The organism is Actinomyces sp. Z16 (assembly GCF_003111765.1).
Taxonomy (GTDB): domain Bacteria; phylum Actinomycetota; class Actinomycetes; order Actinomycetales; family Actinomycetaceae; genus Actinomyces; species Actinomyces glycerinitolerans.
Genome location: NZ_CP027862.1, coordinates 3,233,872 through 3,258,900, shown reverse-complemented (window position 1 = coordinate 3,258,900; position 25,029 = coordinate 3,233,872). Strand labels below are relative to the sequence as shown.

At 67.2% G+C, this 25,029-nt stretch carries 18 protein-coding genes and 2 pseudogenes; 9 read left to right on the top strand and 11 right to left on the bottom strand.

The window, feature by feature from the left end; all coding sequences use genetic code 11:
• Positions 1-35 precede the first annotated feature (35 nt).
• From C3B71_RS13530 to C3B71_RS13500, 6 genes are all read right to left on the bottom strand, one after another.
• On the bottom strand, positions 36-1,595 hold the full coding sequence (locus C3B71_RS13530) for a hypothetical protein (RefSeq protein ID WP_108968771.1): 1,560 nt from the start codon (positions 1,593-1,595) through the stop codon (positions 36-38).
• Entirely contained in the window at positions 1,561-3,096 is a 1,536-nt protein-coding gene (locus tag C3B71_RS13525) for a hypothetical protein (protein ID WP_146752368.1), read from the bottom strand. Before C3B71_RS13525 ends, C3B71_RS13530 begins: the two co-directional genes overlap by 35 nt.
• An 81-nt stretch (positions 3,097-3,177) precedes the next feature.
• Complete coding sequence (locus tag C3B71_RS13515; protein ID WP_108968765.1) at positions 3,178-5,145, bottom strand: hypothetical protein; 1,968 nt, start codon at positions 5,143-5,145, stop codon at positions 3,178-3,180.
• Positions 5,146-5,226: 81 nt separating this feature from the next.
• Positions 5,227-7,179: a hypothetical protein gene (locus C3B71_RS13510; RefSeq protein ID WP_146752367.1), complete on the bottom strand. Its 1,953-nt coding sequence runs from the start codon at positions 7,177-7,179 to the stop codon at positions 5,227-5,229.
• A 140-nt stretch (positions 7,180-7,319) separates the two neighbouring features.
• Positions 7,320-8,321: a sugar phosphate isomerase/epimerase family protein gene (locus C3B71_RS13505; RefSeq protein WP_073328889.1), complete on the bottom strand. Its 1,002-nt coding sequence runs from the start codon at positions 8,319-8,321 to the stop codon at positions 7,320-7,322.
• 168 nt (positions 8,322-8,489) lie between these two features.
• The gene (locus tag C3B71_RS13500; protein WP_108968761.1) at positions 8,490-9,281 is read right to left on the bottom strand and encodes a sugar phosphate isomerase/epimerase family protein; all 792 of its coding nucleotides are present in this window, start codon (positions 9,279-9,281) and stop codon (positions 8,490-8,492) included.
• A gap of 180 nt (positions 9,282-9,461) precedes the next feature.
• On the opposite strand from C3B71_RS13500, the gene C3B71_RS13495 reads away from it, so the two are divergent.
• The 3 genes from C3B71_RS13495 (at position 9,462) to C3B71_RS13485 (ending at position 12,458) form a co-directional block, all read left to right on the top strand.
• A complete protein-coding gene (locus C3B71_RS13495) occupies positions 9,462-10,730 on the top strand; it encodes an ATP-binding protein (RefSeq protein ID WP_108968759.1) in 1,269 nt (422 codons plus the stop codon).
• A gap of 574 nt (positions 10,731-11,304) precedes the next feature.
• Positions 11,305-11,556 (top strand): transposase, encoded by a 252-nt coding sequence (locus tag C3B71_RS17000; protein ID WP_159097713.1) that lies wholly within the window; start codon positions 11,305-11,307, stop codon positions 11,554-11,556.
• A 239-nt stretch (positions 11,557-11,795) separates the two neighbouring features.
• Complete coding sequence (locus C3B71_RS13485; RefSeq protein ID WP_108968755.1) at positions 11,796-12,458, top strand: hypothetical protein; 663 nt, start codon at positions 11,796-11,798, stop codon at positions 12,456-12,458.
• A gap of 60 nt (positions 12,459-12,518) precedes the next feature.
• Here the strand turns inward: C3B71_RS13485 and C3B71_RS13480 are convergent, their stop codons facing one another.
• Together C3B71_RS13480 and C3B71_RS13475 are read right to left on the bottom strand one after the other, a co-directional pair.
• Positions 12,519-12,803, bottom strand: coding sequence for a putative quinol monooxygenase (locus C3B71_RS13480; protein WP_108968753.1), 285 nt, complete (start codon positions 12,801-12,803; stop codon positions 12,519-12,521).
• Positions 12,804-12,914: 111 nt separating this feature from the next.
• The gene (locus C3B71_RS13475) at positions 12,915-14,120 is read right to left on the bottom strand and encodes an ROK family transcriptional regulator (RefSeq protein WP_073328902.1); all 1,206 of its coding nucleotides are present in this window, start codon (positions 14,118-14,120) and stop codon (positions 12,915-12,917) included.
• Positions 14,121-15,373: 1,253 nt separating this feature from the next.
• On the opposite strand from C3B71_RS13475, the gene C3B71_RS13470 reads away from it, so the two are divergent.
• The 4 genes from C3B71_RS13470 to C3B71_RS13455 all read left to right on the top strand — a co-directional run bounded on the left by C3B71_RS13470 (position 15,374) and on the right by C3B71_RS13455 (position 20,034).
• A complete protein-coding gene (locus C3B71_RS13470) occupies positions 15,374-16,432 on the top strand; it encodes a sugar phosphate isomerase/epimerase family protein (protein WP_108968751.1) in 1,059 nt (352 codons plus the stop codon).
• Positions 16,433-16,441: 9 nt separating this feature from the next.
• Complete coding sequence (locus C3B71_RS13465; protein ID WP_108968749.1) at positions 16,442-16,834, top strand: C-glycoside deglycosidase beta subunit domain-containing protein; 393 nt, start codon at positions 16,442-16,444, stop codon at positions 16,832-16,834.
• A 128-nt stretch (positions 16,835-16,962) separates the two neighbouring features.
• Entirely contained in the window at positions 16,963-18,558 is a 1,596-nt protein-coding gene (locus C3B71_RS13460; protein ID WP_108968746.1) for a DUF5597 domain-containing protein, read from the top strand.
• 180 nt (positions 18,559-18,738) lie between these two features.
• Positions 18,739-20,034: a DDE-type integrase/transposase/recombinase gene (locus C3B71_RS13455; RefSeq protein ID WP_108966214.1), complete on the top strand. Its 1,296-nt coding sequence runs from the start codon at positions 18,739-18,741 to the stop codon at positions 20,032-20,034.
• A gap of 1,000 nt (positions 20,035-21,034) precedes the next feature.
• Here the strand turns inward: C3B71_RS13455 and C3B71_RS13445 are convergent.
• Positions 21,035-21,328 (bottom strand): type II toxin-antitoxin system Phd/YefM family antitoxin, encoded by a 294-nt coding sequence (locus tag C3B71_RS13445; protein WP_108968742.1) that lies wholly within the window; start codon positions 21,326-21,328, stop codon positions 21,035-21,037.
• Positions 21,329-21,410: 82 nt separating this feature from the next.
• Positions 21,411-22,276, bottom strand: a pseudogene (locus tag C3B71_RS13440) (IS30 family transposase); the annotation flags it as partial.
• Between the two features lie 248 nt (positions 22,277-22,524).
• Here C3B71_RS13440 and C3B71_RS13435 point away from each other — a divergent pair.
• A complete protein-coding gene (locus C3B71_RS13435; RefSeq protein ID WP_234415929.1) occupies positions 22,525-22,839 on the top strand; it encodes a hypothetical protein in 315 nt (104 codons plus the stop codon).
• 47 nt (positions 22,840-22,886) lie between these two features.
• Positions 22,887-24,167: pseudogene (locus tag C3B71_RS16590) on the top strand (IS3 family transposase); the annotation flags it as partial.
• Between the two features lie 260 nt (positions 24,168-24,427).
• Here the strand turns inward: C3B71_RS16590 and C3B71_RS16205 are convergent.
• Positions 24,428-24,766, bottom strand: coding sequence for a hypothetical protein (locus tag C3B71_RS16205; RefSeq protein WP_181574808.1), 339 nt, complete (start codon positions 24,764-24,766; stop codon positions 24,428-24,430).
• Positions 24,767-25,029 lie beyond the last annotated feature (263 nt).

Genomic DNA, 25,029 nt, shown 5'->3' with positions numbered 1-25,029 from the left:
TCCGGCCATGGGGCGGGCTGCCCGCGCCAACCGAGTCAGCGCAGCGCGGTAATAATGAGTTCGTACGAGGCGTCCCCGGTGCTCTCTACGATCGCGTGTTGATCGACGACGGCGGTCACGCCGGGAGCCCGGAGGATGTAGCCGACCCCGGAGGTCGGGAGCCAATTGGCGGCGGCGGGGTAGTCGTTCAGGTGCAGGACGACCTCACCATCCGGGCGCATCACGCTTACGCCTTCGCCTTTTGACCTGTGTACCTGGAGCGTCTCCAACCAGGCGGCTCCGGACGTCTGCCCCGCAAGCTCGGCAGCGGTATACACCCCGTCTGCGGACGGGACGATGAAGGCCTCAACCGCCGCGTCAGGTGCCGCGTCCCCGGCCGACCGCTCCGCCTTTTCGGGCCCGCCCTCGGCTGTGAGCACCCGGTACGGATGCCGAATGCGGTAGGAATGGACCGCACCGACACCGTCCAGCGGCACCGTCTCCGCGGGCTCGGAACCGGAGACAGAGTCCAGATTCACGGCCTCAAGGGGGAGGCCGCGCCCGGCCGCCCCCTCACTGGCGTCGACGTCCTCTCGAGAGCTTTGGGACAGCTCCGCGTAGGCGGCATCGGGGGCGGCATAACGCAGGACCCGCCCCTCGATGACCTCCGGGCCGCCGCTCTCTGCGGGAACGACCCCGGCGACGGTCTGGATGGCAGTGAGATCGTCATCCGGGGCGATTCGCGCCTCGCACCAGGTCGAGTTCTTGTCGTAGTCGTGGTCCGGCCGCCAGCAGGTCAGATCGAGGACGAGCGTCGCATGACCGCCGCGTGAAGGCCCCTCCAACCTCTCGCACAGCTCCACGTCGTCGCGGGGACAGTCATTGGTGAGGCCGACGTCGGGAAGCGCTCTTCCGGGAACTGTGGCAAGTCGGCTCCCGTCCTCGAGTGACACCACCTCCTCTCCCACCATGAGCACCCGGTCGGTGACGTGGACGTCAACGTGTCTCCCAGCACTGGTGCGGCTGTCCTCGCCACCGCGGTATGCATACATGTGCTCGAAGGCGACCTCGCCGGTGGTGGTGTCGAGCACGACCAGCAGAACTCCGAGCGGGCCGGCGTCGTAGCCCAAGACAAGTCTGCTTCTATCCGGGGTGAGCACCGCGTAGCACGAGGCGTCGGTATGCGGCTCGGGCACCCCATCACGTTCGCAGGGATTTCCGATTCTGCGGAGTGAGGCGGGGCGGGTATAAGACCAGGTCTGCTCGCCGGTCGCGGGGTCCACGCCCGCGGCGCCATGAGCGGTAACGATGACGGGGCCTGCCGCTCCGGCGGTAACCCCGGTTACGGCGTCGCGGTCGTCGTAGCGGATGACCCGCTGCCAGGCGACCTCCTCACCGAGGGTATCGGGCCTGAGGGCGACGGCGGCGGGCGGCACCCGCACGGACTCCGGTGCGTACATCCTCTGCGGGATGGCCAGCGCTGCGGCGCCGATGGCGAGCGTGAGGACGGTGGCGAGGAACGCCGGTCGGCTGAGGCGCCCGCGGCGCCGGGCACCGTCACCGCGGGCGGGCGCGGAGCCGCTATCCGACGCCGAAGATGACGACTTCGGACTCATCGGTCTTCCCATCCTCTGAAGTGGTGCGGTGACGTTCGACGGCGACGATCACGCCGGGCGCTGGCACCAGGTAGGCGTCGGTGTGCTCGATGCGAGCGTCGTATTCGGTCAGGTGCAGGGCAACGGAGCCGTCGGGGCGAGTGATGTCGAGGTCCCTGCCGGACCGCGTGACGGTCAGCGCATCCAGGTAAACGGCCCCCGTGCCCTGTTCTAAGGCCTGGTCGACGCCCTGTACCTGTCGCGTGGCCGGGTCGAAGACCACCGCGTCGCCGGGTTTCCCGTCCGCGCCTGCCACGGCCAGAGTGCGGGCGCCGTAGTCACGCACGGTCTGCCCCGAGGTGCCCAGCGGCACCGGTGCGGCGTCGTTGGTGCTCACGAGGGCGTCCAGGCTCATGGCCTCCAGAGGAAGGGAGAGCGGGTCCGCATCGTCGTCGCGCATGGCGGCGTAGGCGGCGTCGACGTCGCTATAGCGGATGACCCAACCGTCGACTACGGGCGGTGTCAGAACGGGGCACACGGAGTCGAGGTTGTCCCCGTCGACGGTGCTCTGCCCCTCGGCGTCGCCCGTGGTCCGGTCGATGGGTACGAAGCCGCCGACTTGTCGCGATGCCGTGGGGTCGTCATCGGGGGCCAGGGTCAACTCGCACCAACTGGTCGCGGTTTGGCCGGGGCTCCAGCAGGTCGAGTCCAGAATGAGGGTGGAGTGCCCGCCCTGGGAGCCGGGCCAAAAGCTCTCGCAGGAGCCGACGTCGGTGCGCAGGCATTGCCGGTCGCCGTCGACGACGGCCGGGTCCGGGGGCAGGGTGACCAGGACGGAGCCGTCTTCGAGCGAGATCACTTCCCGCTCGGCCATGACCACATGATCGGTGACCTGGATATGCAGGTCAACGGCCCGCTCGCTGACGATCGCGTAGCCGGTCACCTCATGGTCGAACAGCACCTCTCCGGTGCCGGTGTCGAGCCCGACCAGCCGGGTGGCGAAGTTGCTGGTGCTCGAGCTCAGCCCGAGAACCAGGTGGGTGCCGTCCGGACTCAGCACCGCCTGGCCGTGGGCCCGTTCGGCGGAGACGACGCCGTATCCGGTTACCGGCATGGTGCCTTCGGGATCGCGGTAGGACCAGGTGGTCTCACCGGTTTCGGGATCGAGGCCCATCGCGCCGTGGCCGGTGACGACAATGGGTCCAGAGGCCCCGGCCAGCACGCCCTCGACGTGGTAGATCTCGGCGTCGTCATCGTCAATGACGCGTTGCCAGCGCACCTGTTGCCCGAGGGTGTCCGGGATGTCTGCGGCCATGCCGCCCGGGGCGGTGGTGGAGACGGCCGCCGTCGTGGGGGTAGGGGAGGCCGTCGACGGCGTGGACGTCGGGACCGAGTCGGTGCAGCCCGCCAGCATGGGCGATACCAGGCCGATGGCGACGGCGGTAGTCAGAGCTGCTTCACGGATCGCCCGTGCCGGGCGAGGCGGGCGGAGGCGTGTGTCGTCGGCGGGGGAGGTGCGCATGTTCCCAGGGTGGCAGGAGGCGCCGCACCCGGCCATGGGGCGCACTGCCCGTTGGCGGGCCCGGACGCGGCTTTTGCCCGGTCAGCCGACGCCGTAAATCACCGTTTCGTAGCCCGTGGGGGCGGGGTCATTCGTGTCTGTGCGCCAGATGCTGCAGTGGTCGACGATCGCTACTGTTCCGGGAGCCTGTACGAGGTACGGAGAGTACTCGGACTCGTAGTCGAGAATCTCCTGCTGATCGGGGTAGTCCACGTGCATGGCGATGGTGTCATCGGGGTGAAGCAGATCGATACTGTCGTTCGTCCGTGACTTGGTGAGGCGCAGGGAGTCGAGATAGCCAGGACCAGAGGGGTGGGCGTCGATGTCGTCGCGGGTGAAGGCCTGCCGAGTAGCGGGGTCGAACCAGGCTTGGACGGTGGCCGGCTCGTCCGGTTCGGCGGCGCCCAGGACGGCAAGGGTGTGTGCGCCCTCGTAGTGTTCGGGGCGGTTCAGGCTACCGAGGGCGACGGGCTCGGCATTATCGACTCCTGCTAGGGCATCCAGGCTAACGGCCTCCAGAGGGAAACTGAGAGAGGTCGCCTCCTCCATCAGGTTGTGCCGACTCAGTTCCTCATAGGCGGCGTCCGGGTCGGCGTAGCGCACGGTCCACCCGTCCACGACTACAGAGTCGGATTCCCAGCGGTCAGGGTCTGGCGGGACGATTCCGCTGGCCGTGCTCACTGCCGAGGGGTCGCTGTCCGGCGCCACTTCCATTTCGCACCAGGGATAATCGACATAATTCTCTGGATCGTTGTCCGGGCTCCAGCAGGTGATCCCCAGGATGAGGGTCGAGTGCCCGGCACGGGACGGGGGCAGATAACCTCCGCACCGGGGAGAATCGTTGCGGGGGCACTCGGAGCGATTGCCTAGGTTAAGTTTCGGCGCGCGTTCGTCCGGCAGCGTGCTCAACAGGCTGCCGTCGGTCAGAGACAGCACCTCCTGCTCGACCACGAGCACGTGATCGGTGACTTGCACGCTGGGGTTCCAATAGACCCAGGGCCTACCGCGGTTCTCTTCAAGTCCAGAGAGATCCTTGTACGCATGCTCGAAGACGACCTCGCCGGTGCTGGCGTCGAGCACAACGAACTCCGTTTCCAAAGGCTGGTACCCGTAACCCAGGACCAGCCGGGTGCGATCCGGGGTCAATACCGCGGTGCAGTATGCCTGCTCGCGTGTGGAACAATTGTTGCCTATTCCGTCGAGCGTCGCGGGGCGGGTGTAGGACCAGGTGGTTTCGCCGGTGTTGGGGTCGAGTCCCATGGCGCCGTGGGCGGTGACGACTATGGGTCCTGCGGCGCCGGCGATCACGCCCTTGATGTCATCGTCACGGTCGTACTCAATGACTCGTTGCCAGCGCACCTCATCGGTCAAGGTTTCGGGGATCGGCGCGGGTTCGGTTGCGGCGACCCGTACCGATGTGGGGGCATACATCATTGAGGGGATGGTCAACGCGATGACGGCGACGGCGAGAGGCCCCGTCGTGGCGCCGGTCGCGATAGTCGTCATGCGTGGGCGTTGCTCTGCGCGTGTCGGCGCTTTAGTGGCGTGTGGCCCGGTTCTACGCAGTTGCAGGTCTGAGCCTGCGGCAACCGCGAGTCCGGCGGCGGCGACGGCGAGTTGTGCGAGCACCGGGTAGCTCATCTGGATGTCCTGCGACTCGCGCCACCACATCCAGCCGAACAGGAGCGAAGCGGCGGCGAACGATAGTGTCGGCACGAGCGCGCGTACCAGTGCACGACGCCGTTGCATCTGCGACATCGCGGGAGCAATCAGTAGCCAGACGCAGCACGCGGCCGCAACCAGGATTAGTCCGCCGCCGAGAGCAATGGTTCGGATGTCCTCGGAGAGTCGGAATGCGCCGTTGTAGTGCGCGGTCTGCCACCAGGCCCAGGCTCCTGCGCCCATGGCGGTGAGCAGTCCGCCGGCGCGCAGGCCGCGGAGCGTTTCGGTGCTGCGGCGTTGGGGTGGGGTGGGTGTGGCGGCAGCGTCGTCGCGGGAGGAGGTGCGCATGCTCCCAGGGTGGCAGGAGGCGCCGCACCCGGCCATGGGGTGGACTGCCCGTGGGCGGGCCCGGACGCGGCCGTAGCCCGGTCAGCCGACGCCGTAAATGACGAGCTCGTGTCTTAAGACGTCGCCACTGCTGTCCCAGGCGATGCGGGCATCTATAACAGTGATCACCCCGGGAGCCTGGACCAGATACGGGACGTCAATGCTCGAATAGGACGTATGCGGGGCAGGATCTTCGGAGTAGTAGTCCAGGTGCAGGGCGGCGGTGCCGTCGCTGCGCACCAGGTCTATCCCCTCCTGCTCATCCGGTTCGGTGGCCTGCAGGTCGTCGAGGTATCCCGGTCCGGAGAGGGCGGAGCCTGCATCGTCGACGTGGTAAACCGTGCGGGTGACGGGGTCGAAGCGTGCCTGCACGGTTGCCTTTTCGGTCGGTGCTGCGGCTCCGAGTACGGCGAGGGTACGGGTGCTGCGGTTGTATTCGGGGCGGTTCAGGCTGCCGAGGGTAACGGGCTCGGCATCATCGACTCCGGCAAGGGTGTCTAGGCTGACGGCCTCGAGGGGGAAGCTGAGAGTATCCACTTCCTCGGGATCCTGGTGGCGGCTCAGCTCGGCGTAGGCGGCGTCGGGGTCGGCGTAGTGCACGGTCCAGCCGCCGATGTACTCCGGTTCATCGGGAGCAGCTGCGACGCCTTCGGCCAGGGTGACAGTGGTGGGATCGTCGTCCGGTGCGGTGATCAACTCGCACCAGCGGTAATCGTAGTCCTTCGATTCTATGTCCTCGGGCTTGCCGGGGTTGTGGCAGATGGCGCCGTAAACCAGGGTGGAGTGTCCGCCCTGTGTCGGACCGGGGATGAACCGGCAAGGACTTATATCCCTATTGCGACAGTAGGATGGTTTGTCGTAATCCCACAGGAGCTCAAAGGGGAGAGTGGCCTGCAGGCTGCCGTCGCTGAGCGATAGGATCTCGTCGTCTACTCGCAGTACGTGGTCGGTGACCTGGATGCGGTTCGGATCTATGCGGGAAGAAGAGTAATATTGGAAGACGTATTCGAAGGCGACCTCCCCGGTGGTGGTGTCGAGTACGACCAGTGGTGTTCCAAGCCTGCCGGCGTCGTAGCCGAGCACGAGCCGGCTCCGGTCCGGGCTGACGGCCGCGTAGCACCAAGCGTTTATGTTGTCCCAACAGGGCTCATAGCCGAGTTTCACGGTCATGCCGCCGCGGGTGTAGGACCAGGTGGTCTCCCCGGTGCTCGGATCGAGGCCCATGGCGCCGTGGTCGGTTATGACGATGGGGCCGGCTGCCCCGGCGATTACCCCGACGATGGGTTCCGTGTCGCTCGGAATGGGAATCTGAATGGACCGTTGCCAGGTGACGGAATCGCTCAGGTACTCGGGCGCTGGTTGGGTCGGGGCGGCGGGTACCTGCACGGATTCGGTCGCGTAGTGTCCTGCGGGCAGGGCTAGAGCCGCCGCGCCGACGGCGAGTGCCAGGACGGCGGAAATGGTGGCGGATCGGGTGGGGCGGAGTAGACGGATTCGGCGGGAACGGGGCTTTGCGTGGTGGTTGCGTCGGTCGCGGATGAGGATATCCGCGACCCCCGCGGCGCCTAGGGCGATCGCTGCAACCGCGAGCTGGGCGAGCGCCGGATAGGACATCTGGATGTCCTGCGATTCGCCCCACCACGACCCGGCGAACAAAACGCTGGTCAACAGGGAAGCCACTGCCACCGTTAACAATGTGATGCTTTTCTGGATCTGGCTGGGACGTGCCAACCGGTCCGAACAGACGAATGCTCCCCACGCCAAGGTTGGGAGGATCACAACAGAGGGGACAACTGGAAGCGCAATGTCACCCTCGGGGAACGAGAATACGTGGTAATAGTGGTTGGCCTGCTGCCAGGCCCAGACGCTGGCGATCACTGCGATGGCCAGGGCGCCGAAGCGCAGACCGCGCAGCACCTCTGTGCTGGGACGCCGGGGTGGGGTGACCGAGGCGGAGGCGGGAGAGGCGTCGTCGTCGACGGGGGAAGCATCCACGATCCCCAGGGTGCCACAAGGCGCCATGGTCCGGCCATGGGGATACCCGCATGAGGCTCCGGTGCCCCACACCTTCCAGATGGAAGCTGTGGGGCACCGGTGCGGCGTCGGGAGTGCGTTTCTGGCTCTACCTTGACGGGTCAGCGGTTGTCGAAGTGGGAGTCGAAGGCGGCGTCGGGTAGGTCGTAGACGTGCTCGCGCGCGAACTTCAGGGCCATGGGGGCGCCGTGGAGGCGGTCCATGCCGGAGTCCTCCCACTCGATCGAGATCGGACCGTCGTAGCCGATCTGGTTCAGCGTACGGAAGTAGCCGTCCAGGTCGGCCTCGCCCAGGCCGGCGGAGACGAAGGTCCAGCCGCGGTGGGGGTCGTCCCAGGGCAGGTGACTGGACAGGCGGCCGTTGCGCCCGTCGAAGTGGGTCTTGGTGTCCTTGCAGTGGACGTGGTAGATGCGGTCGGCGAAGTCGGTGAGGAAGACGGCCGGGTCGATCTGCTGCCAGATCATGTGGGAGGGGTCCCAGTTGATGCCGAAGGCCTCGCGGTTGCCGATGGCGTCCAGGGTGGCCTTGGTGGTCCAGTAGTCGTAGGCGATCTCGCTGGGGTGGACCTCGAGGGCGAACTTGACCCCCTCGGAATCGAAGACGTCGATAATCGGGTTCCAGCGGCGGGCGAAGTCCTCGTATCCGTCGGCGATAACCTCGGCGCCCACCGGCGGGTACATGGCCACGTACTTCCAGATCTTGGAGCCGGTGAATCCGGTGACGACCTTGGCGCCGAGCTTGGCGGCCACCTTGGCGGTGAGCTTGAGCTCCTCGGCGGCGCGCTCGCGCACGCCCTCCGCCTCGCCGTCGCCCCAGACGCGATCGGACAGCAGGCCACGGTGGCGGAAGTCGATGGGGTCATCGCAGATGCACTGGCCCGTGGAGTGGTTGGAGATGGCGTACACGCTCAGGTTGTGACGGGCCAGGGTGTCCTTCCACTGCTGACAGTAGGAATCGTCCTCGGCGGCGCGGTAGACGTCCAGGTGGTCGCCGGCCACCGGTACCTCCAGGCCATCGAAGCCCCACTGCTCCGCCAGCGTGCACACCTCCTCGAACGGCAGATCCACCCACTGGCCGGTGAACAGGTTGATGGGACGCGGCATGACAAAGCTCCTTCGCAGACAAACGGCCGTCCGGAGGCTGATGCGGCGGCATCGCCCGATCCGAGCCCCCCGACGAATGCGAAGCTACCGATGCAGGTTCGGCCGCGGACAGGCCCAGATGCCCGCCTTCTGCGCGCATGGTGCAGAAGGCCTAGAGTGAACGCGCCTTCAGGCGTCGTGCTCGCGCAGCCAGGTCAGTGAGGCCGCGATGCCCTCGAAGATGTCGCCCGCATAGTCGTCGAACTCGACCACGCGCAGCGCCTGCGGCGCCGCACGCAGCGAGGCTTCGATGTCTACCGCGCCACGGCCGGCCGGCTGCTGTTGGGCCGTGTACTGCGCCATGACGGCGGTGATCCCCTTAATGCTTTCAGGAAGTCGCGGGGGAGTGGAGGGCAGGACGCCGTCCTTGACGTGGATTGCCCTGACCCGGTCGCCCAGGCGCCGCAGCAGTGCCGGGGCATCCGCACCGCCGAAGGTTGCCCAGAACGTATCCACCTCCAGGGCCACACCCGGCTCAAGCGCATCGGCGAACACCTCCAGCGCATGCTTGCCGCCGATCAGGGTCGCTGTCTCCCAGGAGTGGTTGTGATAGCCGAGTGTCATCCCCGCTTGCGCCGCGAGCGTGGCCGACGCATTGGTCCTTTCGGCCAGGTGGGCGACGTCGTCGGCGGTCCGCCAGCGATCCGGTGGCAGGTACGGGTCGATGAGCAGCCGGGTACCGATCTCCGTGGCCGCGGCCAGGACCTGCTCGGGATCCTCGGCCTCGATGATCGAGGCATGCGCGGTTGGTGCGGTTAGGCCAGCGGCGTCCAGGGCACGGCGTAGCCGCTCCGCCTGCTCGACGAAGGCGAAGGCCTCGACGCGGGTGTAGCCGATCTCGGCGATGCGGGCGAGGGTGCCCTCCAGGTCTGCGGCGAGGGCGTCGCGGACGGCGTAGAGCTGGACGCTGGGAACTGACATGGCGGGATCCTCCTTGACCGGTCCCGCCATCCTCGCGCGGGGGAGGGCGCCACAGACAGTGCGGGTGCGCGCGGAACTGCACGCCCCGGGCGGAAGGGGTCCTGCAAATCCCTACCTTCGGCTCCTGCAAATCCCTACCTTCAGCTCCTGCAAATCCCTACCTTCAGCTATGCTGTGGGCATGGATACGGCACAGGAAGTGGGTATTGCCTACCTCCCGCGCGCCGTGGATGCGGCGGTCAGCAAAACCCTCGAGTCCGTCGGTGCCATCGTGTTGGAGGGGCCGCGGGGATGCGGAAAGACCATGACCGGCCTACATCACGCCGGATCGTACGTTCTGCTCGACACCCCCGAGGCGCAGGCCGCCGCCGACGTCGACCCGCGCATATTGCTCGAGGGCGAGACGCCACGGCTGCTCGATGAGTGGCAGACCGTCCCGCAGGTCTGGAACCTTGCTCGCCGGGCAGTCGACTTCTCGAATCAACCTGGGCGTTTCATCCTCACCGGTTCGGCCGTGCCTACCGCCGACTCGGTGAGGCACACCGGAGCGAGCCGATTCATCCGCATCCGTCAGCGCACCATGACCTGGGCGGAGAAGGCCGGTGAACTGACAACGCCGGGTATCGGGCTGCAAGACCTCTTTTCCGGCTCGCAGCCGACACCATCAATGCGCACCACCCCGCTCGCCGATGTAGTCAACAATGTGCTTACTCCGGGCTTCCCGGCCTTGCGCACAGCCGACGCGCAGGTGCGTACCCGTGCGTTGAACGGCTACCTTCAGGACACCGCTACCACGGACCTCGGGAGACTCGCCACGCTGCGCTCTGAGCCCGTCCTCGTAGAACAGATGCTGGTGGCGTTAGCACGATCCACGGCTAGCGAGGTCTCGCAGGCAACGCTGCGCCGAGATATCGCCCGCGTGCTCCCGGCGCCGTCTGAGGCCACCGTCGCGAAACTGCTCGAGTTGCTGCAACGTGTGTTTGTGGTTGAGGCCGTGACGCCGTGGGCGACTGCGCTGCGCTCGAAGGCGAAGCTGCGCCGAAGCAATGCCTACCACCTCGCCGATCCGGCCTTGGCCGCTGCCGCCCTGGGGGCCGACGCTGCGCGCCTGACGCGCGACCTTGAGACGCTCGGCTTCCTGTTCGAGTCCGCCGTTGTCCACGATCTACTCGTTTACGCCGAGGCGGTGGGCGGCCGCGTGCATCGCTACCGTGACTCGAACGGGCATGAGATCGATGCCGTGATTACCATGCCGGACGGTTCGTGGGCCGCGGTGGAGGTCAAGCTCGGGGGAGGTCAGGTTTCCGCCGGGGCAGCGCGGCTTTCGCAGGCGGTGGCGCAGATCGACGCACCGCCGCCAGCGTTCCGGGCCGTCATCACCGGAACCGGATTCACGGCCACGTTGCCTGACGGCACGCTGACCTTCCCGCTGGATGCGCTGCGTCCCTGATCGAATGGCCGTTTGCGCGAACCGGCCGGTCAAGGTATCTCGGAGGCAGTGGTCACGGATGGACACTTCCGGCCGCTGATTCGCTATGGGGCGGTGCCGTCGTAACTCTTGCGACTGCCGCTCTCACTTTCTTGCTGATCGTGCGAAAGCCCGTCTCCGGTGCCTGGCCCGGAAGCGGCGCGGACCGTAGCGTCGTGGGCGTTCGGCGTCGACGGCGTAGGGGCACGTCCGCTCTGGACCGGAGATGACCGGGCTGGCCGGGAGCCGACGCAGACTCCCGGGTACCGGGGTTGAAAGGGCTATTCCCCCGGAACTGTGCGGTCGTCCGCGCTCGCAGTTCCGCGCGCCCGGCCCCGACCGCCTTACTTCCCACATGCAGAAGAAAGGACGGAAACATGACTCTCAAACGTGGAGTGACGCTGTACGCGCTCCAGGACGCCTACGGCCGGGGTGGCCTCGGGCGTGTTGCGTAAGTGGGTGGGGTGGTTGGCGTGGTGTGCGGAACAAGGTGAGGCCTTCGGGGTGTCACGGGTGGTGCGAGACCACACCGTGACACCACCAAAGGCCTCGGCTGTTGCGTATAGACACCTGTGCCCGTCATGATCTGACCGATGCCCGGTGGGGGCTGCTCGAGCCCCTGCTGCTCGCCCCGCCTGCTCGTGGCAGGCCCCGGGTGTATCCGCTGCGGGACATGATCAACGCCGCACGGTGGAGAACCAGGGTCGTGGCGCCCTGGCGCGACATGCCCTCCCGCTACGGGCCGTGGTGGAGGGCCTATGCCCTGTACCGGGGTCTGGCAGACCGCTGGGGTGTGGAAGCGCATTGAGGCCGCACTGTTCGCCCAGGCCGACGCCGAAGGCGGCATGCTGGCCCGGCTGCTGACCCGCCAGTTGGACCCCTGTTCCCCCGTTGGACCCCTGTTCCCCCGTTGGACCCCTGTTCCCCCGTTGGACCCCTGTTCCCCCGTTGGACCGCCGTAGCCGCCGGTTACAGCGGTCCAACGGGGCGTGGGCGGTCCAACGGGGCGTGGGCGGTCCAACGGGGCGTGGGCGGTCCAACGGGGCGGTGCAAGACCCGCTGGCGGAGAAGCTGGGCATCACCATGGCGGTTGAGGTGCACGCAGGCATGAGCTTCGACCACCCCCTCACCGCCGCCTGGATCGAGCAGATGCGGGATCTGGACAACCCACACGTCGGACTCGTGGTCGACTTCGGCATCTACTGCCACCGCTACCCCGAAATCGCTACGAACTACTTCCGTGCACAAGGGCTCAACGAAGATGTGGTTGAGTACATCGCCGACATCTACGCCTCCGGATCCGACGGTCGCCGAGCCTTCCCCCGTGCCACCGGGGAGGAGAACCGGGACGCCTACGAGTTCCCCGAGGAGCTGACACGCCTGTTCAAGTCGCCTGTGGATGAGGTGTACGCGACCAACGCCTCCGGTTACGAGAACACGTCCCTAGACACCTTGGACGAGTACCTGCCGTGGATCAAGTCCTTCCACGCCAAGTTCTGGGAAATGGTTCCCGACGGCGTCGGCGGCTACCAGGAGGCCTCCATAGACTACCCGGCCGTCGTCGCTCGCCTGAAGCAGCTCGACTACGACGGCTACCTGTGCAGTGAGTACGAGGGGCAGCGCTTCATCATCCCCGGGGACCCGATTCCCGACGTCGAGCAGCTGACCCGCCACCAGCAGATGCTCCAGGCACTGATCAACGGAGAATGAGGCAGCCGGAACCATCGCGCCCTCAAGCCGGAAGAGCCGCATTTCCTGGGGCGATCGAAATCAGGCCGGCTCGTATTGGACGATCGTCGGATCGCCGGTGGACAGGGCGATCAGCTGGGGAATGATCGTTGTGAAGTGCGCCGAGGCGTTGTGCGTCTCAATGGCGGCGTCGTCGGCCCATGCCTCCAGGAAGGTGAGGGTCGTGGCGTCGTCGCGGGCGCGCAGCAACTCGTAGGAGATATTGCCGGGCTCCGCGCGCGAGGCCTCCACCAGCTCGTGCGCCTTGGCCGTGAACTCCCCGACGGCGTCGGGCCGGACCGTGAACGTGGCGATGATGCGGATCATGGGAACTCCTTCGTGCAGGGGCAGCGGCTGCCGGCGGTGCGGCTGCGACATTACTACCGACCTCGGCACGTAACTTCAACCGACCTCGGGGAGAGAGGGGCGGGAACGGGGTCAGGCGGTGGCGGCGGTGAAGACCGAGTTGACGGCGAGCAGGGCACAGCCGCGCAGCTCGTCGTCGAGTCCGCTGCCCGCGGGCAGGATCTCCAGGTCGGTGGTGGCCAAGGACAGTGCGCGCTCGTACACGATGCGCCGGATGACGTCCAGGAACATGGGGCACCCCTGCGGCATCGGCCCGGCCAGTACCACCCGTCCGGGGTTGAAGAAGCTGACCACCATGGCCAGGGCATCGCCGACGGCGGTCGCGGAGCGCACCATCAGGGTGACGCATTCGGTATCGCCGGCGTTCACGCCGGTGACGATGTCCTCGACGGTCAGCTCGCCACGCCGATCCAGACACTCCTTCAGGTGCGGGCTCAACCCCTCCACCGCAGCTCGGTGGGCGTCACGCAGCAGCGCCCACCCGCCAGCCACGGCCTCCAGGCATCCGGTACGGCCACAGCGGCAGATCACCGAGTCAGTTCCGGAGACCTGCACGTGCCCGATGTCGCCGGCGGCGCCTGCAGCACCCAGGTGCAGGTGTCCGTTGGACATGATTCCGACGCCGATTCCGGTGCCGACTTGCAGGTAGAGGATGTTTGCCGACTCTCGCCTGCCCTGGTCGGGCAGGGTGGAGGCGTAGCCCAGCAGCATGATGTTGACGTCGTTTCCCGTGGCGACCGGCACGCCCAGGGCGGGCTCGAGGGTGCCGACGACGTCGAAGTCGTCCCAGCCGGGCATGATCGGCGGGCTCGACGGGCGTCCGGTCTCCTGGTTGATCGGGCCGGGGAGTGAGACTCCGGCCGCCCAAACCGGTGGCTCGTGGCGGCGCGTCATGTCCTGCAGCTCTTCGGCGGCCCGGGTCAGGGTCGCTTCCGGGCCGCGGGTTATGGGCCAGTCCAGGGTGCGTCGCTCCACCGGCTGCCCGGCGAGGTCTGTGACGGCGAGGCGCAGCGTCGACGTGTGCACGCCCACCGCGAGCACGAGCCCGGCCTCCTGACGGAATCTCCACGTGGCGGGCGCTCGACCCCCGGTCGAGGGCGCCGAGCCGTCCGGGGCGATGAGCCCGGCGTCGATCGCCGTGTTTATCAGCGAGGAGATCGTGTTGCGGCTCATTCCAGTCATACGCGCCAGCTGCTGCCGGGTAATCGCACGGCCCGTGCGGATGAGGTTGACGGTCAGGAGCACATCGGTGTCAATTGCGGCGATGGGACTGGACACGGCTGCCTCCCGGTGTGAATGACCGCGGCGCCGCACGGGGATGGGCGTCGACGTGCCCTCAGCCTAATTCAGGCTGAGAGACCGCGGGCCGGACGACATCGGCGAAGCTAATGCGGCTCTTCCGGTTTGAGGGTGTGGTGGTGGGGTTGTCGCGGGTGCGTGTGTCGGGGTGGTGGTGATGTTCACCCCGCCCCTATGTACTTGCACGACCTCGGGCCGCGTTCCACGACCTTGGTGTGTGTTGCACGACCACCCCGGGGTCGTGCAACACACACGAGGGTCGTGCAGCGTCGCCCTCGCACGCCGCCGGGGGCCCCGGCGCCGACATGTTCCCCACCCCTGCCTGCTTGGCGTAGGCGGCGCTGGGATCTTCGCAAGGAGTGTTCGGAGATCCCCACCCCTGCCTGCTTGGCGTAGGCAAGGCGTGCTCCCAGGCGCTCGTCGGCGCCCCCTTCGTCCAGGGATTGGACTGCCCGCATCCACTTGGACCGCCCGCCTGCGGATGGACCGCCTCAGACGCACTCTCAGACGGACCAACTGAAGAAACCGGTCCGAGTGCGGGGGTCCCGGTGCGAACCGGCGGGCCTCCCCGCGACACGCCGGACCGAGGCGCCACGCTCGTGCCGGTATCCCGTGATGGTTCGGCGCGGGGCTACGCTGCGAGGGTCGTGTTCGGGCGCAGGAGGTCGTACTCGGCCGGTCGGGGTCGTCTTCGGGTTGAAGAGGACGTGTTCGCCCGGCCGGGACGGGTCGTTCTGAGGCTCACGAGGACGTCTTCGGGCTCGCAAGGTCGTCGTCGGGCCGACGAGGACGTCTTCGACTTCACAGGGTCGTGTTCGGACCGACGACAATGTCGTCAGGCTGACGAGAACGTCGTCGGGCCGACGAGGACGGTATCAGTGCTGCGCGTTGCTGTTTGCCCGGGCGGGTCGGTGGGGACTCATCGAGGACGTGGGTTAACCCGCGACGACGTGACCCGGAAGCCACAATGATCCGGCCGGACCGACAACGACCCCACACACCCGAACCACCACACCCTCAAACCCGAAGAACCGCTAATGCCGTGATCGTGCAGAAGCGGTGTCCGGGTGCCTGGCCGCCCCCAACCGCCGCGCCATAACCTCGGTGCAACCGGGGCATCCCGAGACAGCTGCGGCTATCACCCGCGGGCAATCCCGCCCGTGGCGCCTGCCGGCCGCACTGGAACTCAGCACCCTCCAGGAACCCTCCAAGGACGGAGAGAGGACGGATACATGACTATCAAGAAGGGCGTCTCCCTGTACTCGCTGCAGGACGCCTATGGACGCGGCGGCCTCGGGCTTGAGGGCACCATCGCCGCCGTCGAGGAAATGGGCACACAGGGCATCGAGATCCTCTCCGACGAGATGATCCGCGGCGCCGCGCGTGCCAGCGAGGAGACCCTCGCCGAGTGGGACGCGATTATGGAGCGGCACCCGCTCGAGCGAGTCTCCAATGACATCTTCATCAATTCCTCGCTGTACAAGAACCGCTGGCTGACGCTTGAGGAGCAGGTCGAACTGCTCAGTGCGGACCTGCGCCTGACTCACCGGCTGGGCTTCCCACTGGTGCGCATCGTCTCCCAGACGGACCCGGCCGTGATCCGCCCGACTCTGCCGCTGGCGGAGAAGCTGGGCATCACCATGGCGGTCGAGGTGCACGCCGGTATGAGCTTCGATCACCCCATGACGGAGGCCTGGATCAAGGAGATGAAGGAGGTCGACAACCCGCACGTCGGACTCGTGGTCGACTTCGGCATCTACTGCCAGCGGCACCCGCGGGTGTCCACGAACTACTTCCGCGAGACTCTCGGGGTCAACGAGGACGTCATCAAGTACATCGACGACATCTTCGCCCGCGGCATCGACCCGCGCCAGTTCTTCCCCCGCAACCCGGACAACCCCGACGACTACGAGTTCCCGGAGGAGCTTACCCGGCACTTCCACACCTTCCAGGACCGTTTCTACGCCATGATGTCCACCGGGTATGAGAACACCTCTCTGGACACCCTGGACGAGTACCTGCCCTACATCAAGTCCTTCCACGGCAAGTTCTGGGAGGTCACCGATGAGGGCGAGGAGTACTCCATCGACTACGGCCGCATCTTCACCCGGCTCAACCAGCTGGGCTTCGACGGCTACGTGTGCAGTGAGTACGAGGGGCAGCGCTTCGTACTGCCGGGCGAGCCCATCACCGACCTCGAGCAGGTGCGCCGTCACCAGGAGCTCATGGAACGGCACTTAAGCGACGGCAAGAACGGCGGCGCCGACGCCGCCCAGAACGACGGAAAGTGAGCAGCACCCATGTTCGACGGATACATCTTTACCGAGAACTCCCTGGCCAATGTCGAGGAGGACGGCAAGAGCATCGGCTTCCAGATGCGCACCCGCATTCCCTACTACCGCGGCATTCCGCTGTCGATGGTGCACGACGTCGAGGTCGAGGTGGACGGTGAGGTCGTGCCCCGCGAGGACATCCGCTTCACCGCCGACGACGGCAAGCACTGGTTCACCCTGGGGGAGATGGAGACGGTCACCTTCTTCCGCTGGGAGTACGCCGACGAGGCCACCGTGCGCGTGCTGCACGAGGGCGGGCTCGCCCCCGGTGAGCACGAGGTACTGCTGCGGGTCTCGGCGCGCGTGGCCTATATCCCCGTGCCCTTCTCCGGCGAGATGAAGCGCACGGTCACCGTCTGAGCCGGCCCAGGCGCATCCCGACGACGGCGGCCCGGTTGGCTCCTCGCCACCGGGCCGCCGGCGTCGGACGCCAGATTCCGCAACCGCCCACAGCCCCGACCATTCCGAAAGCCGAAGGAGACTTTCCCATGAACCGTATCGACAGCCGCCATCTGGTGGTCGGGGGACGCCCCCGGCTGCTGCTGGGCGGGCAACTGCACAACTCCACCAGCTCCGACATCGAGCTCGCCCGCGTCGCCTTCGACCGGGTGGTCGAGCTCGGCGGCAACGCCGTCACCGCCACCGCCAGCTGGCACCTGGTGGAGCCCCGCGAGGGCACCTTCGACTTCACGGGCGTGGATGCGCTGATCGACCTGGCGCGCGAGCGTGGCCTGGCGCTTACCCTGCTGTGGTTCGGCGTCTTCAAGAACGCCGCCTCCACCTACGCGCCCCGCTGGGTGCGTGCCGACACCGGGCGTTTCCCGCGCGCGGAGGCCGGCGCCGACGGCGCCACCGGTGCCTTCACCCGACCCGGCACCCCCGTGCTGTCGGTGTTCTCTCCCGCTTTGCTGGAGGCCGACCGGCGCGCCTTCACAGCCCTGGCCCGCCATATCGCCGAAGTGGACGCCGACGGCACCGTGGTCATGGTGCAGGTGGAGAACGAGACCGGGCTGCTGGGCGCCTCCCGCGATCACGCGGCCGTCGCCGAGGCCGCCTGGTCCGCCCCGGTGCCGACGGCGCTGCTGGACTGGCTCGCCGCGCACCCCGAGGCCACCGGCACCGCCTCGCGGCTGTGGCGCGAGCAGGGCTCACCCGCCGCGGGCAACTGGCCCCAGGTGTTCGGGGACGGCCCGGGCGCCGACGAGGTCTTCATGGCCTGGGGCTTCGCCTCCTACTGCGAGGCGCTGGCCGCCGCCGCGGCCGAGCACCTGGACGTCGCCTACTACGCCAACGCCTGGTTGGGCCCCCAGCCGGGGCAGGAGCTGCCGGGCCAGTATCCCAGCGGTGGGCCCGTGGCCGGCGTCGTGGACGTGTGGAAGGCGGCGGCGCCGACGCTGGCCCTGCTCGGCCCCGACATCTACGTCGACGACGTCAAGGGCGCCGTGTCCGGGTACGTGCGGGAGGACAATGCGCTGCTGGTGCCCGAGTCGCGGGTGGCCGTCGGCAACGTCTTCTGGGCCGTCGGCTCGGGGGCGGTCGGCTTCAACGTCTTCGGGGTGGACGACCTGCGCCCCGACGGACAGTTCGCCGCCGCCTACCACCTGCTCACCGGGGCGGAGGGTGTGATCGTGGCGGCGCAGCGTGAGGGCCGTATCCGGCCCGTGCTGCTGGAGGCGGAGGAGACCGCCGTCGTCGAGCTGGGCGGCCTGACCTGGACCGTGCGCGGCGCCGCCGACGTGCTGAGCAAGATCTTCCTCGATGCCGGCGTGCAGGTGCGCACGCAGGCCCGCGGCGAGCAGGAGAACCTGGAGGAGGCGCTCATGCCCGCCCCGGCGGACACGCGCGCCATGGGCGTGCTGATCGACCTGGGAGAGGATGAGGTGCTGGTGATCGGCCAGGGCCTCATGCTGGAGGCGGCCGGTGCCCCGGGTGAGATCGTGGAGATCGACGACGCCGTCGAGGGCCGCTACGAGGCGGGGGAGTGGGTGAGTGGCCGCAACCTCAACGGCGACGAGCGCCTGAACCTGCTGCCGCTGGACCGCCTGGCCGCGGTGCGGGTGCGCGTGCTGCGGCGGTGCGGGTGATCGGCGCGAATGTGCGTGCGGTGGCCGGCGCGTGGTGACGGTTCGTCTCTTACGACGACGATTCGTCAGGAACGGCGACTGTGTTGTCTCATGACTTCTGGGACTGTTGGATCTCATGACATCTGGGAGTGTCAGAAGTAGTGAGATTCTGGGGCGGTGTGGGTGGGGTTGGGTTGGGGGATGGGTTATGCAGTTTCGCCGTTCAAGCGTCAGCGCATCATTGAGTTTGACTCGCGGGTTGCGGGTGTGAGCGTGGAGGAGTTCTGCCGGCAGGTGGGGGTCTCGAAGTCCTCGTTCTACCGGATCCGTAAGCGGGCCAAGCAGGAGGGACCGGGGGCGGCGCTGGTCGCCCGTTCCAGGGCGCCGCTGCACCCGGCGCGCCGTTGGGATGAGCGGGTTGATGAGCGTATCGCCCAGGTACGCCGGGAGCTGGTTGCCGACGGGAAGGATGCGGGTGCGTGGTCGGTGTGGTGGGTGCTGTCCGGGGCGGGGGCCAACCCGGCCCCGTCGCGGGCGACTATTGCCAGGCGCATGCGGGCCATGGGGCTGGTGGTTCCGGCGCCACGCAAGCGCCCGCGGGTGTCTTTCAAGCGGTTCACGCGTACCAGTGCTAACGAGCTGTGGCAGCTGGACGGTATCGAGTGGCGCATCCAGGGGCGTGTGGTGACCATCTACCAGGTCATCGATGACTGCTCCAGGGTGCTGGTGGCGCTCAAGGCGGCCTGGGGCGGGGAGACGCATGAGGCCACCCGCCAAATCCTGTCCGAGGCCTTCGACTCCTGGGGGCGGCCCGCAGCCATCCTGACCGACAACGGCAGGGCTTTCAACACTCACCGCACCACCGGATTCGGGCGGACAGAGAGGTGGCTCGCGTCGCTGGGGATCCGTCCGATCAGCGGCGCCATCGGTCACCCACAGACCCAGGGCAAGGTCGAAAGCTCCCATAAGCCCCTCCAGCTGTGGCTGGAAGCGCACCCCTACACCACCCTGGAGGACCTCAACACCGGCCTGGAGTGTTTCACCGCCTACTACAACACCGAGCGCCAGCACCAGGGGCTGGGGATAGCCATAACCCCCATACGCGTGTGGCACCAGGTCCCCCGGGCCCTGCCCAACCCCTCCCCGATCAACCTTGACGCGCTATCCGGGCCGGTGCCGCTGAGCCTGCCGCAGGCAGCCAGCACCGACCCGGCCATCACCAGCAGACAGGCCCTGAGCAACGGGACCGTGACCTACAAGGGCCGGATCATCTACGTCGGTTCCTTCATGGCCGGCCAGAGAATCGAGTTCCGCCAGTACCCCACCCGTCTGGACCTTTACGACCAGGCCGGAACACACTTCGCCGCGATCCCCTGGCCCCAGCCCACCCAGGCACAGACCCACAGCCGGGCCACCATCAACGCTTCCAAACCACCCAACAGAATCATCAGCAGGCCACCCCGCTCACCCCGCTCCCAACCGTCCCAAAACCCATGAGACTCAACCGTCCCAGAAGTCATGAGACTCAACCGTCCCAGAAGTGTGGAGACAGCACAGTCAGGAACGGCGACGGTTCGTGCGTGTTATGTCTCAGGACATCGGTGACAGTTCTGTGTCAGGACATCGGTGACAGTTCGTGGGTTGTTGGGGGTGACAGTTCTGGTGTGCTTTTGGGCGCATGAGCTCAGTCAGGAAGTCCAACAGTAGTGGTGTTGATCCGCGTGTGCGTCTGGCGATCGCCCGGTGGCCTGATGACGCCCCGCGCGGGGCGGTGACCGCATCCTTGCGACCAGCGGGCCATCGGCTGGTGGCTTCTGGAGCCTGACCGGGCCGGCGTGCTGCGGCCGTAAAGCGGGCCCTGACCCGACTTACGAGGCCCTGGTTGGTCGACTTTGCCGGAGAGACCCCCGGGCTGTCCCCGGCCCGACCCGGCCGTGGGTTACAGCGGCCGCCACCACGACCCCCAGCCCACGCTCCAACCGTGCCGGCCCCCGCGAACCACCACAAGTGTCACCGATGTCCTGATACACCAAGTGTCACCGATGTCCTGAGGCAGAACTGTCACCGATGTCCTGAGACATCACAGCGACGGTTCGTGCGTCTACCCCACGAACCGTCGCAGGAAGTGCCGAAGCGTTGGTGCCAAGTGACGAACCGTCGTCGAAACCCACGAACCGTCAGTCGAGGTAAGAGTCAAGGTCCTGGCTGCCGTGCACGATGTGGGTGACCGTGACCACCTGCTCGGCCTGATCGATGCGATAGAACACCAGATGGTTCTGGCTCGTGTGTACCGGTACTCGTGCCGGAGCGGACGAGATGGTCTGTATGCCGGGTGACGATAGGGCATGGTGCTCAGGGAGTCGACTGTCCGAATAATTGCTTCGGTCAGACGGTCAGCAGCTTCAGGCGCGTTGAGCTCGTTGATCAGTTGCGCGTTGATCGCGGCCATCGTTTGACGGACTGACTGCAGGACGACGACTTGATACATGTGAGTCGTTTATGCGCTCTGCGACTGTTCGGTCGCTCTGGCTGCCAGGAGCTCGTCAAGGTCGGCGCGGATGTCGGCCGTGGTGAACCGCTCGGTGGTCGTCTCCATCTCGACTTCCGCCGCGGCCAGCGCCTCGGTGATCTCCCGGTTAAGCGCGAGCGCCTCGTAGTGCTCGATGCTCATCACCACCATGTCGCCCACTCCGTTGCGAGTCAGGAAGACCGGGCGGTCGTCCTCATGGACAGTTGCTGAGATCTCCGTGAACTTGTTGCGCAGGTCGGAGATCGGGCGGATGACTGGCATGGGTAACCTCAGTCCCTCAGCGAAGACTCTTTATCATCAGCATGATAGCAGGTTGTGGAGCCGATCGCCAAGGTCCCGTTGTCTAGGTTGAAGTGCAACGCCTGGGGTTGGTGGTTTTGATTGTATGTTGGGTCAGGGCTTGTTGGTGGGCTTCGGCTGGTGTGTGGTAGCCCAGGACCCGTAGGGGGCGGTTGTTGATCTCGGCTGTTATGTCGGCCAGTTCCGCGACCTCTAAGTCGGTGATGTCGGTGCCTTTGGGCAGGTAGCGGCGAAGCACGCCGTTGCGGTTCTCGTTGGTGCCCCGCTGCCAGGAGCAGTGTGGGGGTCGGCGAAGTAGGTCAGTACCCCGTGGGATTCCACCAGGGTGTGGTGGGCGGCGAATTCACTACCATTGTCGTAGGTGATCGTCCTGCGCATATGGGTGGGCAGGCCATCGAGCAGGCGGGTCTGGGCGGCGGAAGTGGCGGCGGCGGTCTTGTCCGGCAGCAGGGCGGTGAGCATGAACCGGGTGGCCCGGTCCACCAGGGTGTGGATGACCCCATGCTTGCAGATGACACTGTCGGCCTCCCAGTGACCCGCCTGGGACTGGTCCCAGGCGGTGCTGGGCCGGTGGCTGACACCCACGCGCAGACGGATCGGGGCCCCCGAGGCCCTCCGCCCGCCGGCGCGGCGGCGACGCCGGTGAGCCCTGGCCAAGTAGCCGGACAAGTCCGCCGCCCGCGCCCGCGTGGCGTATATCCACGCGTAGATGGTCTCCGGACAGGCCCGCATCCGCCCATCATCGGGGTGATCCAGCCTCAGGCGGCCGCTGATCACCAGGAGACTCCACCCCCGGCGCAGCCGCTCGGTTACATAGGCGACCAGCGGATCATGGCTCATACGCGCACGCCTGCCATGGCGGCGTGAGCGCGCAGCCGCCCCGGCCCGGGAGGCCACATAAGCCCGGCCCTGATTTGCTTCAGCGTTCGTGTCCGGTTCTGGGCTGAGGATCAGACCGCATGGGTAGGGTCTTCGTGACACCTTGAGGAGGGTGCGCGATGAGCAGTGATGCTGGCACGACGAGGGGTTGGGGGGCGCCGGGCCAAGGTGTTCTTGTCGCCTTCGCCCAAGTATGAGATCTACGTACGGTTGATGCCGGTGGGAGGTCACGGTGGGGGCGGCCGCGTCCGAGGCCGGGGCGGGGCCGCTCCACGATCGTGAGGCTGCGGCAGGTCGCCAGGCAAGGCGTCCTGGACGCGCTGTCGGCCTCGCGTCCGGGCTCGTCGGGCAAGTCGGCTCGTGATTTCGAGCTTGAGCAGGCCAGGGCTGAGATCGACCGCTTGACCCGTACGGTGACGGAGCAGGCGGCGGGGCTGGTGGTGCTGGAGAAAAAAAGGGGGCTCGGTCTGATGCCCGGCGCACCGGTCCCCGCCCGGGTGGATGCACCCGCCGGGCAGGGGCTTTTGGAGCTGGTGGACTACGCCACCGGCCAGGGTTGGACGGGCCTTGGCCCTGTTTGTTGGACACGCTGATTCCGGCCCTGTGTGGCTGGGGAGAGCGAGATGATCTGACCTGTGGGTTGAAGAGTTACTCGGAGGAGCTTGCGTCGTCAGGTGCGTGGACTTGTACGAGACGACCCCGGGGGCGATGCGTGCGTGGTATCGCCCAGGACCTGGGGGTCTCCCGCGGGACGCTGCGCGGTTGGTTGCACCGTTGGGGCACCGGGCGGAAAACCGGTCCGGACGGGGCACCGGCCCAGCCCTCTCAAACCCAACAGCAAGACCGGGACGGCGCCACCTGCTCAGGCCGGCGCTGACGGTGCACTGGCGCCGGCTGGGGAGTCGGTGGAGGAGCGGGTCGCCCGCCCGAGTGGCGGAGAACGCCGCATTGCGGGCGGAGCGGGCCAAGCTGACCCGGGAGCGGGAGATCTTCCCGGCAGGCGGCCAAGCATGTTTCGCGGGGGAGACGATCCGGTAGAGGTCGCCTTCCCGGTTTCGTCGTCGACCATGCAGCCACCTATGGGGCGGGAGCGGCTTTGTGAGTTGCTCGGGGGTAGCCGGCTCCTCCTTTTACGCCTGGAAACAGGCCGGTCCCAGACGAGCCGAGCGGGCCGCGGCTGATGCCGCCCTGACTGAGCGGATACGGGCCATCAATGCTGGTGACCGGGCCATGGGCGCGCCCAGGACCCGCCGCCGAACCAGGCGACGGGATCGACAAGGGCGACGACAGACGCATCAACCGCAAGGCGGGTGGCGCGTCTGATGCGGGCCGGCGGCATTGCGGGGTACCGCAAGCGCAGGCGGGTGCGTACCACCGTCCCGTATCAGGCGGCGTCGAAGTACCCCGATCTGATGGGGCGGGATTTCACCGCGGATGCGCCCAACCGCAAGTACGTGGGCGACATCACTTACCTGCCGCTGGCTGGCGGGAGCAACCTGTACCTGGCCACCGTCATCGACCGCGTACGGCAGGCGCCTGGTCGGCTGGGCGGTGCGCGACCACATGCGCACATCCCTCGTGGTCGACGCCCTACGGGCGGCCGCGCGGACCCGCGGGAGCCTTAAAGGGGCCATCTTCCACTCCGATCACGGCAGCGTCTACACCTCCAAGGACTTCCACAAGGCCTGCAAACACCTGGGGGTTACCCAGTCGATGGGTGCGGTGGGCACCAGTGCCAACCAGCGCCCTGGCGGAGTCCTTCAACGCTGCGTTCAAGCGGGAAGTGCTCATGGACGAACGCGCCTGGCCCGACGAGCTGACCTGCCGCCGCCAGGTCTTCCGGTGGCTTACTCGCTACAACACCGTCCGCAGGCACTCCTACTGCGACAACCTGCCCCCGAACACCTACGAGAACCACCGGTGTACGAGAACCACCGGTGTGCCTCATGTCAAGGTGCCCGCGAAACTCGTTGGTGCCTCATTTAGGACTGCCCGCGAAACTGGGAGGCTCTAGGAGGCTTTCTTGACGCGGATGCCCTTGTGGACGTCGGGTAGGACGCTGGGGAACTGAGCTAGGCAGGTGCTGGTCGGTCTTGTCCTTGGCCAGAGCTATGAGCACGTCCTGGAGCTCGCCGATGCGGCGGGTGATGGCGGCCGGGCTGGGCTGGTTGCGGTAGACGATCAGCTCCCGCCTTGTGCTTGTCGGTCAGAGGCGTCGGTGCCGGGCAGCCGGCCGGGCGGGGTACGAGGAGCGTCGTATAGGCGCTTTCGTTTGCCGGCCTTGTCGGTGCCCCACCCGATGGGCTTCTTGGTGGGAGTCAGGAAGTTGGCCTGCGCGTCCACCAGCACCCACAACCGGTTCAGCACCTCCCGCTCGGCGTCGGTGCCGGTAGCGGAAGCAGCGATGGCGTAGCGGCGTACCAGGTGGTTGTTCTTGGACTCGATGGTGGCCTGGTCGTTCTTCGTGTACGGCCGACCCCGGGTGAAGAAGATGTCCAGGTCCGCTGCCCACTTGACCACCCCGTGGTTGGTGAACTCGCTGCCGTTATTCGGTAGTCCACGCCCGTGATGGGGAACGGAATCGCATTCACAGCCGCCTCCAGGGCTGCCCCGGGTGTGCTTCTCGGCGCCGCCCACGGATGGGTCGGGTGAAGGCCCCGGCCGGTGAACACGGTTGGTCATGTTCCCGATGCGGGCGAACTCGCCCCTGCGTGCACCAGGCCGCAGTGAGCGACGGTAACGGGCCTCGAAGAACCCCGCCGGCTGCACGGGCCTCGCCCGCC

Coding starts and splice junctions, on each gene's coding strand:
- C3B71_RS13530 (WP_108968771.1), bottom strand. CDS start 1,595: ATGAGTCCGAAGTCGTCATCTTCGGCGTCGGATAGCGGCTCCGCGCCC.
- C3B71_RS13525 (WP_146752368.1), bottom strand. CDS start 3,096: ATGCGCACCTCCCCCGCCGACGACACACGCCTCCGCCCGCCTCGCCCG.
- C3B71_RS13515 (WP_108968765.1), bottom strand. CDS start 5,145: ATGCGCACCTCCTCCCGCGACGACGCTGCCGCCACACCCACCCCACCC.
- C3B71_RS13505 (WP_073328889.1), bottom strand. CDS start 8,321: ATGCCGCGTCCCATCAACCTGTTCACCGGCCAGTGGGTGGATCTGCCG.
- C3B71_RS13500 (WP_108968761.1), bottom strand. CDS start 9,281: ATGTCAGTTCCCAGCGTCCAGCTCTACGCCGTCCGCGACGCCCTCGCC.
- C3B71_RS13495 (WP_108968759.1), top strand. CDS start 9,462: ATGGATACGGCACAGGAAGTGGGTATTGCCTACCTCCCGCGCGCCGTG.
- C3B71_RS13480 (WP_108968753.1), bottom strand. CDS start 12,803: ATGATCCGCATCATCGCCACGTTCACGGTCCGGCCCGACGCCGTCGGG.
- C3B71_RS13470 (WP_108968751.1), top strand. CDS start 15,374: ATGACTATCAAGAAGGGCGTCTCCCTGTACTCGCTGCAGGACGCCTAT.
- C3B71_RS13465 (WP_108968749.1), top strand. CDS start 16,442: ATGTTCGACGGATACATCTTTACCGAGAACTCCCTGGCCAATGTCGAG.
- C3B71_RS13460 (WP_108968746.1), top strand. CDS start 16,963: ATGAACCGTATCGACAGCCGCCATCTGGTGGTCGGGGGACGCCCCCGG.
- C3B71_RS13455 (WP_108966214.1), top strand. CDS start 18,739: ATGGGTTATGCAGTTTCGCCGTTCAAGCGTCAGCGCATCATTGAGTTT.
- C3B71_RS13445 (WP_108968742.1), bottom strand. CDS start 21,328: ATGCCAGTCATCCGCCCGATCTCCGACCTGCGCAACAAGTTCACGGAG.